The organism is Microbacterium sp. IO18 (genome assembly GCF_049099505.1).
GTDB classification, from domain to species: Bacteria; Actinomycetota; Actinomycetes; order Actinomycetales; family Microbacteriaceae; genus Microbacterium; species Microbacterium aurugineum.
Window position 1 is genome coordinate 808,565 of record NZ_JBMJAF010000001.1, and the last position, 13,359, is coordinate 821,923.

Below are 13,359 nucleotides of genomic sequence, written 5' to 3' on the forward strand. Positions count from 1 at the left end.
TATGCGTCGCGGCTATGTCGGATGCTCGGAGGCTGCTGATCAGGGCCTGAGCGCCGTGGTGGTGCGGTCGCGCAGGGTGAGATCGCGATGCGTCGCCGTCGCTCGCCATCCGTCCGCAGCCAGGATGTCGCGGATCGACTCCCCCTGCAGCTCTCCGTGCTCGATGACCAGAAGTCCCCCGGGATGCAGCAGACGCAGCGCGCGGGAGCTGAGCGCCCGCACCACATCGAGGCCGTCCTGTCCCCCGTAGAGCGCCAGCGCGGGATCGAAGAGCCGCACCTCGGGGTCGCGCGGGATCGCCTCATCGGGAACGTATGGCGGATTCGAGATCACGACCGTCGCCGTGCCGTCCAACTCGGGGAAGGCCTCTCTCAGATCGGAGAGCACGAGCGTCAGATTCTCGACCCCCGCGACGTTGCGCCGTGCCCACTCGTGCGCATCCTCGGAGAGCTCCGCAGCGAAGATCCGCGCATGCGACACCTCGGTCGCCATCGCCAGCGCGATCGCGCCGCTCCCGGTCCCGAGGTCGACGCCGATCGGTGCCGACTCCGGGGAGTTCAGCAGCGCATCGATCGCGTACTGCACGACGGTCTCCGTCTCCGGACGCGGCACGAAGACACCGGGGCCGACGGCCAGTTCGAGGTGGCGGAAGGGCGCCGAGCCCGTGATGTGCTGCAACGGCTCGCGTGCGGCGCGGCGGGTCACCAGAGCATCCAGCGCCGCCGCCCGCTCCTCGTCGAGGCCGTCTCCGCGGACGATGCCGGCCTGCACCTCGCCACGTCGACGGCCGAGGACATGACCCGCGAGCAGTTCGGCGTCGACCAGAGGATCCGGGACGCCGGCGTCGGTCAGGCGCTGGGCTGCGGCACGGACGTGCGCCGCCAGAGAGGTGTCGGACATGCCTTCCAGCGTAGAGTGCACGCGCCTGTCACATAGGCGCCGACCACTCCCCTCTCCCCTAGGCTGGTCCGGCAGCGATCCCGCACAGGAAGGCTCCTCATGCCCGGCATCCACTCCGACATCACGACCGCGTTCGGCAACACGCCGCTCGTTCGTCTGAACCGCGTGACCGAAGGCCTGGGAGCCACCGTGCTCGCCAAGCTCGAATACTACAACCCCGCGTCCAGCGTGAAGGACCGCATCGGCATCGCGATGATCAACGCCGCCGAAGCCTCGGGCGAGCTGAAGCCGGGTGGCACGATCGTCGAGTCGACCAGTGGCAACACGGGCATCGCCCTCGCGATGGTCGGAGCAGCACGCGGATACCGCGTCATCCTCACGATGCCGGCCTCCATGTCGAAGGAGCGCCGGGTCCTGCTCAAGGCGTTCGGCGCCGAGATCGTGCTCACGGACCCCACCAAGGGCATGAGCGGTGCGATCGAAGAGACGAAGCGCATCGTGGCCGAGACGCCGGGCGCTATCTGGATCCGTCAGTTCGAGAACCCGGCCAACCCGCAGATCCACCGCGAGACCACGGCGCAGGAGATCCTCCGCGACACCGACGGCGCGATCGACATCTTCGTCGCCGGGGTCGGAACCGGCGGAACCGTCACCGGCACCGGCCAGGCCCTCAAGGCCGCGAAGCCCGGTGTGCAGGTCATCGCCGTCGAGCCCAAGGACTCCCCCGTCCTCAGCGAAGGACACCCCGGCCCGCACAAGATCCAGGGCATCGGTCCGAACTTCGTCCCGGACGTGCTCGACCGCGACGTGATCGACGAGATCATCACCGCCGAATTCGACGAGTCCCTCCGCGTCGCCCGTGATCTCGCCGCCACGGAGGGTCTGCTCGTGGGTATGTCCTCCGGGGCCGCCGTGTCCGCGGCGCTGAAGGTGGCGGCCCGCGCCGAGAACGCGGGCAAGACGATCGTCGTGGTGATCCCGGACACCGGTGAGCGCTACCTCTCCACCGCGCTGTTCGAGGACCTGCGCGAAGACTGAGATCTCCGATGGGCATCATCGGGCGAATGCGCGAAGACATCGCGGCAGCCCGTCTCCGTGATCCGGCCGCACGCAGCGCCGTCGAGGTGGCACTCCTGTACCCGGGACTCCACGCGATCTGGGCGCACCGCGTCTCGCACGCGCTCTGGCGACGGCGACTCCGACTGCTCGCGCGCGCCGGATCGCAGCTGTCACGCTGGATGACCGGGATAGAGATCCACCCGGGCGCGAAGATCGGGCGCCGCTTCTTCATCGACCACGGCATGGGCGTGGTCATCGGCGAGACCAGCGAGATCGGTGACGACGTGATGCTGTATCACGGCGTCACCCTCGGCGGACGCACTCGCACCGCAGGGAAACGCCATCCGACCCTCGAGGACGGCGTGGCCGTGGGCGCCGGCGCGAAGATCCTCGGCCCCGTGACGATCGGGGCCGGCTCCGTGGTCGGCGCGAACGCCGTGGTCACGCGCGATGCGCCCGCCGACAGCGTGTTGGTCGGCGTTCCCGCGAAACCACGACAGCGCAGCGCCGGTGAGGACACCCGCGCGCTGCTCACCGCTCCGGACTACGCGATCTGAGCGTCGGGCGTCGCTGCACGACTCAGCGTCGTGCGTCCTTGACGGACTCGACCTTCTTGCGCAGGAAGATCAGCGGCAGCAGGACGCTGCCCAGCGCGGTGATCAACCACACGATCACCGATCCGAGAAGCCAGCCGGTGAGATCGGTGATGCGGAGTCCGCCGATGGGAAGCAGTACCACGATGATCAGCGAGATCAGGGTCGAGAAGATGCCGATGCCGCCCATGAGCACGGGCGCGTAGCGATTCGCCATCTTGCCGACCCACGGTGCCAGGACGCTCTGCAGGATCGCGAAGATCAGGATGCAGATGACGAAGCCCCACCACTTGTCCCATTCGATCTGGAACCCTTCGAGAGCGAGGTCGGCGACGATCAGGCCGAGGCCGGCCGATATCACGTACATCAGACCGCGGAACAGGAGTGTGATCACGGCCCGATCCTAGCGCTCAGCGTGGTTTCGCGCCTCAGGATTCGGCGCCGAGTGCGGCGAGCCGCGCTTCCTCATCCGCGGTGATCGCGCTCTCGATCAGCGGGTCCAGCGCGCCGTCCATCACCTGGTCGAGGTTGTAGGCCTTGAAGCCGGTGCGGTGGTCCGCGATCCGATTCTCCGGGAAGTTGTACGTGCGGATGCGCTCGGAGCGGTCCATCCCGCGGATCTGCGAACGGCGCGCGTCGGACGCCGCCGCGTCGAGCTCCTCCTGCTGCCTCGCGAGCAATCGGGCGCGAAGCACGCGCATTCCGGCCTCGCGGTTCTGCAACTGCGACTTCTCGTTCTGCATCGACACGACGATGCCCGTGGGGACGTGGGTGATGCGCACGGCGGAATCCGTCGTGTTCACCGACTGCCCGCCGGGGCCGGACGAGCGGAAGACATCGATCTTGAGATCGTTCTGATCGATGTGGATCTCCTCCGGCTCGTCCACCTCGGGGAAGACCAGCACACCCGTCGTGGAGGTGTGGATGCGTCCCTGCGACTCGGTGGCCGGCACACGCTGCACGCGATGCACGCCCCCCTCGTACTTGAGATGCGCCCAGACGCCCTGCGCGGGGTCGGACGAGGAGCCCTTGATCGCGACCTGCACGTCCTTGTAGCCGCCCAGGTCGGACTCGTTGCGCTCCAGGAGCTCCGTCTTCCAGCCCTTGGAGGCGGCGTACTGGATGTACATGCGCAGCAGGTCGGCTGCGAACAGTGCGGACTCCGCACCCCCCTCACCGGCCTTGATCTCCATGATCACGTCACGCGCATCGTCCGGGTCACGCGGGATGAGCAGACGACGCAGACGTTCCTGGGACTCCTGCAGCTCCTCCTCCATCGCGGGGATCTCCGCCGCGATGGACTCGTCTTCCCGGGCGAACTCGCGAGCCGTCTCCAGATCATCGGTCGCAGCGACCCATGCCTCGTAGGCGGCGACGATGCGCGACAACTCGGCATAGCGACGGTTGACGCGCTTCGCGCGGGCGGCGTCTGCGTGCACCGCCGGGTCGGAGAGCTCCTCCTGCACCCGGCGATGCTCGTCGATCAGAGTCTGGACGGACTCGAACACGGCTCAGCCGCTCAGCGGATGTTGTTGTCGTGCCCGTGCGCGCCCGAAGGGAGCGTGGGGATCGACTTCTGCATCTGCACGAGGAACTCGACGTTCGAGTTGGTCTCCTTGAGCTTGCCGAGGACGACCTCGAGGGCCTGCTGCTGGTCGAGGCCGGCGAGGGCGCGACGCAGCTTCCACGTGATCTTGACCTCGTCGGCCGACAGCAGCATCTCCTCGCGGCGGGTGCTCGACGCGTTCACGTCGACCGCCGGGAAGATGCGCTTGTCCGCGAGCGCACGCGACAGGCGCAGCTCGCTGTTGCCGGTGCCCTTGAACTCCTCGAAGATGACCTCGTCCATCTTCGACCCGGTCTCGACCAGGGCGGTGGCGAGGATCGTGAGGGATCCACCGTTCTCGATGTTGCGCGCGGCTCCGAAGAAGCGCTTGGGCGGGTAGAGCGCGGAGGCGTCGACACCACCGGTGAGCACACGACCCGAGGCCGGAGCCGCCAGGTTGTAGGCACGGCCGAGGCGCGTGATCGAGTCGAGCAGCACGACGACGTCGCGACCGAGCTCGACCAGACGCTTCGCACGCTCGATCGCGAGCTCCGCCACGGTGGTGTGGTCTTCGGCCGGGCGGTCGAACGTGGAGGCGATGACCTCGCCCTTGACCGAGCGCTCCATGTCGGTGACCTCTTCGGGGCGCTCGTCGACGAGCACGACCATGAGGTGGACCTCAGGGTTGTTCTGCGCGATCGCGTTCGCGATCTGCTGCAGCACGATCGTCTTGCCGGCCTTGGGCGGAGCGACGATGAGGCCGCGCTGTCCCTTGCCGACCGGGGCGACCAGGTCGATGATGCGCTGGGTCAGCTTCTCGGGAGCCGTCTCTAGACGCAGGCGCTCCTGCGGGTAGAGCGGAGTGAGCTTGCCGAACTCCACACGCGTGGCCGCGTCGTCGATCGACAGACCGTTGATGGAGTCGACCTTGACCAGCGCGTTGTACTTCTGACGGCCCTGCTGCTCGCCTTCGCGCGGCTGCTTGATCGAGCCGACGACGGCGTCACCCTTGCGCAGGTTGTACTTCTTGACCTGTCCGAGCGAAACGTAGACGTCGCTCGGACCGGCGAGGTAACCGGTCGTGCGGACGAACGCGTAGTTGTCGAGGACGTCGAGGATGCCGGCGATCGGGATCAGGACGTCGTCCTCGCCGATCTCCGTGTCGAACTCATCGGTCGGAGCACCGTTACGGCGCTTGTTGCGCTGGCGATTGCGGTTGTTGCCGCCGGACTGCTCGTCATCCCCGGCCGGCTGAGCCTGCTGGTCCTGCCCGGAGCTGTTCTGCCCGCGTCCTCGGTTGCGGCTGCGGTTGCGGTTGCGACCACGCCCGCCCTGCTCCTCACCACTGTCGGAGTCGGAGCCGGAGTCGCCGTTCTGAGGCGCGTCGGCGGGAGCGGCGTCTGCTGCCGTGTCCTTCACTGGCGCGGCGGCGTCGGCGTCGGGCGTCGACTTCTGCGCACCGCGGCGACCGCGTCCCGTCGACTTCGGTGCGGATTCCGCAGCGGCTTCGGCCGGGGCGGCGTCTGCAGCCGGAGCGTCCGAGGAAGCGGCATCCGCGGCGGGAGCCTCGGCATCCGCCTTCTTCGCGCGGCTCCGACGCGGTGTCTTCGCCTTCGGCGCCGCCTCGGGCGACTCGGCGGACGCCTCCGCAGATGCGGGCTCGCTCGTCGTGGCGGCAGCCGCCTTCGTCGTCTTCGCCTTCGTCGTCTTCGGCTTCGCGGGCTTCTCGGCGCTCTCGACCTTTTCCGCGTTCTCGGCCTTCTCGGCCTTCTCCGCGGTCGTGGCGGTGCTCGCACGACGCGGTGCGCGCTTGCGCGCGGGCGCCGTCTCGGTGGTCGCTGCAGCAGCTTCCGCGGCCGGTGCCGAAGAATCGTTCTGGGTCTCGGAGAGGTTCTCCACGAGTACTCCCTTATATGTCATGGGGAATGAGCGTTGAACGCGCACAACGGGTGCTGCGCACGATCGCACGGGCCGGCGCTCAGCGCCAGCCAGCCTCGGCACTTGTGCCTCAAGGGTTTGCGTGCGGGTCTTGCAAGAGTTGCAATGGGGCCAGATTCACGTCGTTACGTGGAGCCCTCCGCTCGAGTCCCCACTGTACCACCACGAACGTCGACTGCGAGCAGGAGCGCCTCCCACGGGGTGTCGGTGACCTGGTCGGCCAGCTCCACCGCGTCTTGACGACTCCCCGGTCCGTCCGCGAGGACGAGAACGCTCGGCCCGGCACCGGAGACGACCGCCGCGAAGCCCGCCTTGCGCAGCGCCTGCACGAGTCGCTGGGTCTCCGGCATGGCCCCGGCCCGGTAGTCCTGATGGAGCCGATCGGCAGTCGCATCGAGGAGCAGTTCCGGGCTCTGCATGAGGGCGGCGATCAACAGCGCCGAGCGGGAGACGTTGAACACCGCATCCGCTGTGGACACATGGGGCGGCTGCAGCGATCGCGCCTGCGAGGTGGACATCGTGTAGGCCGGGACGAGGACGAGCGGCGAGACACCGCGGTGCACGAGCAGCTTCTTGTGCTGCGGGCCGTGCTCTCCCATCCAGGCGATCGTCAATCCGCCGAAGAGCGCAGGGGCGACGTTGTCGGGGTGGCCCTCGATCTCGGTGGCCAGGCGCAACAGATCGGTGTCGCCGATCTCGACGTCGCCCGCGAGGAGCCCCTTCGCCGCGAGCACCCCCGCGGCGACGGCAGCCCCCGAGGATCCGAGACCGCGGCCGTGCGGCACGCCGTTCTCGGCGACGATGCGCAGTCCGGGCACCGGTCGGCCCGCGTCCGCGAAGACATAGGCGATCGTCCGGACGATGAGGTTCGAGGCGTCGCGCGGAATCTCGGCCGCACCCGAACCGGTGACCTCGATGTCGAGTTCACCGGCCGGCAGCGCGGTGACCTGGAGCGTGTCGTAGATGCTGAGGGCCAGGCCGAGCGTGTCGAATCCCGGACCGAGGTTCGCACTGGTCGCGGGGACCCGCACCTCGACGGTGCGCCCCTCGACGGATACCCCGTCGACCGGGGGCAGCGCTGTCGCCACCGTCACTCGCCTTCCACGCGGAGCACCGACACGACCCGTGCCACGACGGCGCTGTCGGCGAGGGCGTCGACGGTGGCGCTGAGTGCCTGCTCCGTCGCACGGTGGGTTCCGATGATCAACCGTGCGGTGGGCTCGTCCTCGCCTTCGACGGTCTGCACGACGGTCGCGACGGAGACTCCTCCGTCGCTGAGGATGCCCGCGACCGTGGCGAGCACTCCGGGCGCATCCGAGACCTCGAGCGTGATCTGGTAGCGCGTGGTGACGTGTCCGATCGGGACGACCGGAAGATTCGCGCGGGTCGATTCGCCCACGCCGACGCCGCCGGCGATGTGGCGACGGGCCGCCGAGACCACGTCTCCGAGCACGGCGGACGCGGTCTGGACGCCACCGGCACCCGCACCGTAGAACATCAAGGATCCGGCGGCCTCCGCCTCGACGAACACGGCGTTGTTGGCACCGCGCACCGAGGCGAGGGGGTGGGAGTTCGGGACCAGCGCCGGGTACACGCGCACCGAGATCGACTCGGCACCGTTCGCCTCGATCCGCTCGCACACGGCGAGCAGCTTGATCACGAAGCCCGCTGCGCGCGCCTCCTCGATCATCGACGGGGTGATCGACGTGATCCCCTCGCGGTACACGGCATCGAGCGGCACCGCGGTGTGGAACGCGAGGCTCGCGAGGATCGCGGCTTTCTGCGCGGCGTCATAGCCCTCGACATCGGCGGTCGGGTCGGCCTCGGCGTACCCGAGGCGCTGCGCGTCGGCGAGCACGTCGGCGAAGTCCGCGCCCTCGCTGTCCATCCGATCGAGGATGTAGTTCGTGGTGCCGTTCACGATGCCCATGATGCGCACCACCCGGTCGCCCGCCAGCGAGTCGCGCAGGGGGCGGATGATCGGGATCGCACCCGCGGCCGCGGCTTCGTAGTACACGGAGGCACCGACGCGGTCGGCCGCTTCGAACAGCTCGGGGCCGTGGGTCGCCAGCAGCGCCTTGTTGGCCGTGACCACGTCCGCACCGGCGCCGATCGCCTGCAGGATGGTGCTGCGGGCCGGCTCGATGCCGCCGATGAGTTCGATCACGATGTCCGCGCCCAGGACCAGCGATTCCGCATCGGTGGTGAAGAGCTCCGCGGGGAGATCGACGTCGCGGGGCGCGTTCACATCGCGCACCGCGATGCCGGCGAGCTCCAGTTCGGCACCCGCCCGGTCGGCCAGCTCGTCACCGTGGCGCAGCAGGAGCGCCGCGACCTGGGAGCCGACCGCTCCCGCACCCAGCAGTGCCACACGAAGTCGTCGGTAGTCAGTCATGGTTACTCCTTCGGAGGTGGGTCATTTGTCTCGATCGGCGGCCGGAGCCCCGTCGATGCCCGTGTCACGGGCCAGCACATCGTCGAGGGTCTCGCCACGGACGATGACCGTCGACCGCCCTTCGCGCACGGCGACGACCGGCGGACGCGGAACGTGGTTGTAGTTGCTGGCCAGCGACACGCAGTACGCGCCGGTCGCCGGTACCGCCAAGAGGTCTCCGGGCACGAGATCGTCGGGCAGATACTCGTGATCGACCACGATGTCGCCCGATTCGCAGTGCTTGCCCACGACCCGGCTGAGGCGAGGCTCGCCCGCACCGACGCGCGAAGCAAGGCGTGCAGAGAACTGCGCGCCGTACAGAGCGGGGCGCGCGTTGTCGCTCATTCCGCCATCGACGCTGACGTAGCGGCGCACGGCACCCGACTCCACCGTCACGTCCTTGGTGGTGCCGACCTCGTAGATGGTGACGCCGGCGGTACCGACGATCGCGCGGCCGGGCTCGAACGACAGGGCAGGCATCGGGATTCCGCGCGCGGCACACCCCTCCGCCACCGCGTCGACGATCTCACCGGCGAGGTCCTCGATCGGCGTCGGGTCGTCCACGCGCGTGTAGGCGATGCCGAAGCCGCCGCCGAGGTTGAGCTGCGGCACCGGGCCGTCCTGGAGCAGGGTGGCATGCAGGTCGAGCACGCGCGACGCCGACTCGCGGAATCCTGCGACGCCGAAGATCTGTGAGCCGATGTGACAGTGCAGGCCCGCGAACACCAGCCCGGGAATCTCCCGGATCCGGGAGACGGCGTGCTCGGCGTCCGGCAGCGGAAAGCCGAACTTCTGATCCTCGTGGGCCGTGGCGAGGAAGTCGTGGGTCTCGGCGTGCACACCGCTGATCACACGCACCAGGACGCGCTGTGTGGCGCCGGTGCGGGCGGTGATGGCCGCGAGCCGCTCGATCTCGATCGCGCTGTCGACGATGATCGTGCCGACTCCGACTTCGACGGCACGCTCCAGCTCGGCGACCGACTTGTTGTTGCCGTGGAAACCGAGGGACGCCGGGGCGACACCGGCAGCGAGCGCGACCGCGAGCTCCCCTCCGGTGCAGACGTCGATGCGGAGCCCCTCGTCGACCACCCAGCGCGCCACGGTCGTGCACAGGAACGCCTTGCCGGCGTAGTAGACCTGCGCCGTCGTCCCGTTCTCGGCCGCTGCACGATCGAACGCGACACGGAATCGTCGAGCACGACCCCGCACCTCATCCTCGTCCAGGACCAGCAGCGGCGAGCCGTAGGTACGGGTGAGCGAGGGGGCGCTGACGCCGGCGATGAGGAGCGCGCCGTCGTCGTCGCGCGCGGCGGACTCAGGCCAGACGCCGTCGGCGAGATCGTTCGCGTCGTCGGGGACGACGAGCCATTCCGGAGCGAGCGAATCGGCAGGGGGAAGCACTGATCACCAATCGTGGGAAGGATCTCGGGCGAGCGGGCGCACATCGAGGTTGTCCCGATTCTAGGGCACCGACCCCGCCACCCTGGTCAGAGTGACGCCCGACGTCAAGCCCCCTGTGATGAGCAGTTCACGCCTCCTAGGGTGGGGACGTGGCGAACACCGAAACACCGACAGACTCCCCCGCGCGCCCCGGACTGGTCGCGCGCATCACGGGCCCGCTCATCGCGTGGGCTCTGGCACGGCGCCCGGTGCGCGCGGCATTGCTGTACAGCGAGCGACGCGGGCCGATGCTCGCCGACAGCGTCACCTACCGCGCGTTGTTCAGCGTCTTCGCCGGCGTACTGCTCGGCTTCTCGATCGCCGCGCTCTGGCTCGCGGGGAATCCGGCAGCGTTGCAGGCGATCATCGATGCCGTCGAGGCGGCCGTGCCGGGACTGATCGGAGAGGAGGGGGTGATCGATCCGGACGCCCTCCGGGCACCCGCATCCTTCTCCATCGCCGGCATCATCTCCCTGATCGCACTCGTGGGTGCCGCGCTGGGTGCCATCGGCTCATTGCGCACAGCGGTGCGGATCCTCGCCGGCACCCTGCAGGACGACATCCTGTGGATCTGGGTCATCCTGCGCAATCTCGCTCTCGCGCTCGGCATCGGTCTGGCGTTCGTCGTCTCGGCAGGACTCACGTTCGTCGGTCAGCTCGGCGTGACGTGGATCGCCGAACTCCTGGGCCTCCCGTCCGATTCCCCTGCGGTGACGTGGGGCGTGCGTCTGCTCTCACTCCTGGTCGTGTTCGCCCTCGACACGGCACTCATCATCGGCGTCTTCCGCGTGCTCTCGGGGGTGCGTCCGGCCGCACGCTCCCTGTGGCCCGGCGCGCTGCTCGGCGCCTTCGGCCTCCTGGTCCTGCAGGAGCTGTCCGGCCTGTTCGTGGGCGGCGCGACGAGCAACCCGCTCCTCGCCTCCTTCGCGACGCTGCTCGCGCTGCTCATCTGGTTGAACTTCTCCGCGCAGGTGATGCTGTTCGCCTGCGCGTACATCGTCACGGCCGAGGAAGAGGCTTCGGACCGCGTGCACGCACGTTATGCCGCGACCACCTTCCCTCAGCGGCGTCTGCAGCGGGCCGAGGTCGACGTGCGGATCGCGACGGCGGAGCTGCGGGCCGCGCAGGAGGCCGCAGCAGCGGACACGTCGTCCTAGCGTCGCCGCACCCCGTGACATCACCACGGCTCCGTTGTGACCAATACGCCTATACTGGTCACAACGAGAGGAAGCCATGGACGCTCGACGACGGCGGATCGACCTCCCCCACGCCACGGTCTCCGCTCTGGAGTGGCGGCCGTCGACGGAGTCCGGGCGGCCCGTGCTGCTGTTGCACGGTGGAGGCGCCGACAGTGCCGCTCTCTCCTGGGGCGAGGTCGGCCCCGCCCTCGCCGACGCCGGACACCGCGTCTTCGCCCCCGATCATCCCGGCTTCGGACAGAGCCCGAGCGCCGCGTGGACCCTCACGCAGGAGAACCTCGTCCGCCACGTCGGCGAACTCGTCGATGCACTCGAGCTGAGCGACTACGCGATCGCCGGCCTCTCCCTCGGCGGCGGGATGACGATCGGGCATCTGCTCGACCGCCCCGCCGGCGCGCGCACCGCTGTCCTCCTCGGATGCTACGGAGTGATGCCCCGCCTCGCCGACGGCCCGCTCGGTCGGGTGACCCATCTGGCCTCCTTCCTCCTCCTGCGCTCGGGCCTGCTGGCTGCGATGACCCGCTCCTACGCGCGCAACGCCTCGGCGATGGAGCGCGGTCTGCGCGACCTGGTCCGCGATCCGCGTGCGCGCACGCCGGAACTCGTGGACGCCGTGTCCGTCGAAGCGGCGCACGGAACCGGCTTGGCGACCTTCGGTCAGTGGCAGCGCGACCAAGTGCAGTGGAATCGGTTGCGCACCGTCTACACAGAGCGGCTGCCGTCGATCCGCACACCGACGCTGTTCGTGCACGGGACCCGGGACTCCGGCGTTCCGCTCGCACGCATCGAGAAGGCCTCGGAGCTGCTGCCGGATGCAGCCCTGCTCACGGTCCCCGATGCCGGACACTGGGTCCAGCGCGACCGGCCCGATCTCGTGATCCCCGCGATGATCGAACACCTGCGAAGGAGCGACGATGCCGCGACCGCGCGTCCCTGACCGGAGAGAACGCATCCTCGATGCCGCAGAAGAGCTCGTGCTCGCTCAGGGCTTCGACCACATGAGTGTCGCGTCCGTCGCCGCACGTGCAGGCATCGGCAAGGGCGCCGTGTATCTGGAGTTCGCCGGCAAACGCGACGTCCTCGATGCCCTGCTGATGCGAGGGAACACGCGCATGGCCGATCGCGTCCGCCGCGAACTGGGAGACCACCCTCGTCTCGGCGACGCCTGCCGGGCGACTGCGCGAGCGCTGCTGGATGATCCGCTGATGACCGCGGCCTTCCTGGATGACCGGGGCGTGCTCGGCTCCCACGTGATGGAGGCGACCGACGACCGCTACCGGACACGCCATCACCGAGTGGTCGAGTGGTTCCGGGAACTGCAGGATCGTCGCCTCATCATCGCCGATGTCGATCCCCGCTCGCTCGCCCTGGCCCTGTCGAGCACGACGATCGGGCTCCTCTCTGCGGCGCGTCTGCTCGGTCCGGTCGACCGGTCCCTGCTGGAGGACACGATCGACACCATCGGGCGGATGGCCGCGACCTTCGAAACGGAGCGATGATGCAACGGGAATCCTCTGCTCCGGCCCACGACGGCCCGGTGCTGCTCCTCCACGGCGGGGGCGTGGCCGGATGGATGTGGGATCCGCTGCGTTCCCACCTCACCGCGGAGCATCGCCTCCTCGTTCCGGATCTCCCGGGCCACGGCCGCAACGCCGCCGATCCGTATGTGTCGCACGCAGAGACCACCGCCGCACTCGCGCAGCTCCTCGAGGAGGAGGGAGGTTCTGCGACGGTCGTCGGGTTCTCACTCGGCGCGCAACTGGCCGTCCGACTCGCCGCGGAACGGCCCGACCTCGTGGATCGCGTGGTCGTCATCAGCGCGCAGGCCACGCCGATGCGAGGCACCGCCGCGACGCTCGCGGTGCTCGGCGCCCTGTCGGGGCTCGCGCGGCAGAGGTGGTTCGCGAAGCTGCAGGCGCGTCAGCTGTACATCCCCGATGAACTCCTCCCCGAGTACATCCGGACCTCCGCAGGCATATCCCGAGAGACCCTCCTGCGCTCGGTCGAAGAGAATCTCCGGTTCGTTCCCCCCACGGCGTGGGGCGCCTTTCCCGGCGACGCGTTGATCCTGGTCGGCGCCGCGGAGAAAGCACTCATGAAGCGTTCTGCCGCCGCACTCGACGCGGCCCTCCCACAGAGCACGCTCCAGGTCGTGGACGGATGCGGCCACGGAATACCGCTGCAACGTCCGGCCTGGCTGGCACAGCGGATCGAGGACTGGCTCGCCGGCACCGCCGAATGCCCCTAGCG

At 69.1% G+C, this 13,359-nt stretch carries 13 protein-coding genes; 6 read left to right on the top strand and 7 right to left on the bottom strand.

Annotated elements, in window-relative coordinates:
- Positions 1-39: 39 nt before the first annotated feature.
- A complete protein-coding gene (prmC, locus tag ACLF6J_RS03990) occupies positions 40-900 on the bottom strand; it encodes a peptide chain release factor N(5)-glutamine methyltransferase (protein ID WP_421076828.1) in 861 nt (286 codons plus the stop codon).
- 99 nt (positions 901-999) lie between these two features.
- Here prmC and cysK point away from each other — a divergent pair, with 99 nt between their 5' ends.
- Together cysK and epsC are read left to right on the top strand one after the other, a co-directional pair.
- Positions 1,000-1,938 (top strand): cysteine synthase A, encoded by a 939-nt coding sequence (gene cysK / locus ACLF6J_RS03995; protein WP_047520456.1) that lies wholly within the window; start codon positions 1,000-1,002, stop codon positions 1,936-1,938.
- Between the two features lie 8 nt (positions 1,939-1,946).
- Positions 1,947-2,516 (top strand): serine O-acetyltransferase EpsC, encoded by a 570-nt coding sequence (epsC, locus tag ACLF6J_RS04000; RefSeq protein ID WP_134353533.1) that lies wholly within the window; start codon positions 1,947-1,949, stop codon positions 2,514-2,516.
- A gap of 22 nt (positions 2,517-2,538) precedes the next feature.
- On the opposite strand, the gene ACLF6J_RS04005 is transcribed toward epsC, so the two are convergent.
- From ACLF6J_RS04005 to lysA, 6 genes are all read right to left on the bottom strand, one after another.
- Complete coding sequence (locus tag ACLF6J_RS04005; RefSeq protein ID WP_047520449.1) at positions 2,539-2,946, bottom strand: phage holin family protein; 408 nt, start codon at positions 2,944-2,946, stop codon at positions 2,539-2,541.
- Positions 2,947-2,980: 34 nt separating this feature from the next.
- Complete coding sequence (gene prfA, locus ACLF6J_RS04010) at positions 2,981-4,060, bottom strand: peptide chain release factor 1 (protein WP_047520447.1); 1,080 nt, start codon at positions 4,058-4,060, stop codon at positions 2,981-2,983.
- A gap of 11 nt (positions 4,061-4,071) precedes the next feature.
- Positions 4,072-5,997 carry a transcription termination factor Rho gene (gene rho, locus ACLF6J_RS04015; protein ID WP_244093642.1) on the bottom strand — a complete coding sequence of 642 codons (1,926 nt, stop codon included), beginning with the start codon at positions 5,995-5,997 and terminating at the stop codon, positions 4,072-4,074.
- Positions 5,998-6,161: 164 nt separating this feature from the next.
- A complete protein-coding gene (thrB, locus tag ACLF6J_RS04020) occupies positions 6,162-7,124 on the bottom strand; it encodes a homoserine kinase (RefSeq protein ID WP_372492640.1) in 963 nt (320 codons plus the stop codon).
- Between the two features lie 2 nt (positions 7,125-7,126).
- The gene (locus ACLF6J_RS04025) at positions 7,127-8,431 is read right to left on the bottom strand and encodes a homoserine dehydrogenase (protein WP_134353531.1); all 1,305 of its coding nucleotides are present in this window, start codon (positions 8,429-8,431) and stop codon (positions 7,127-7,129) included.
- A gap of 21 nt (positions 8,432-8,452) precedes the next feature.
- On the bottom strand, positions 8,453-9,871 hold the full coding sequence (gene lysA, locus ACLF6J_RS04030; protein WP_134353530.1) for a diaminopimelate decarboxylase: 1,419 nt from the start codon (positions 9,869-9,871) through the stop codon (positions 8,453-8,455).
- A 149-nt stretch (positions 9,872-10,020) separates the two neighbouring features.
- Here lysA and ACLF6J_RS04035 point away from each other — a divergent pair, with 149 nt between their 5' ends.
- From ACLF6J_RS04035 to ACLF6J_RS04050, 4 genes are all read left to right on the top strand, one after another.
- Positions 10,021-11,067, top strand: coding sequence for a YihY/virulence factor BrkB family protein (locus ACLF6J_RS04035; protein ID WP_134353529.1), 1,047 nt, complete (start codon positions 10,021-10,023; stop codon positions 11,065-11,067).
- 76 nt (positions 11,068-11,143) lie between these two features.
- Positions 11,144-12,046, top strand: a complete 903-nt coding sequence (locus ACLF6J_RS04040) for an alpha/beta fold hydrolase (RefSeq protein ID WP_134353528.1) — start codon at positions 11,144-11,146, stop codon at positions 12,044-12,046.
- Positions 12,024-12,608, top strand: coding sequence for a TetR/AcrR family transcriptional regulator (locus ACLF6J_RS04045; RefSeq protein ID WP_134353527.1), 585 nt, complete (start codon positions 12,024-12,026; stop codon positions 12,606-12,608). The genes ACLF6J_RS04040 and ACLF6J_RS04045 overlap by 23 nt, the downstream gene beginning before the upstream one ends.
- The gene (locus tag ACLF6J_RS04050) at positions 12,608-13,357 is read left to right on the top strand and encodes an alpha/beta fold hydrolase (protein WP_134354000.1); all 750 of its coding nucleotides are present in this window, start codon (positions 12,608-12,610) and stop codon (positions 13,355-13,357) included. The genes ACLF6J_RS04045 and ACLF6J_RS04050 overlap by 1 nt, the downstream gene beginning before the upstream one ends.
- The last annotated feature ends 2 nt before the right edge of the window (positions 13,358-13,359 follow it).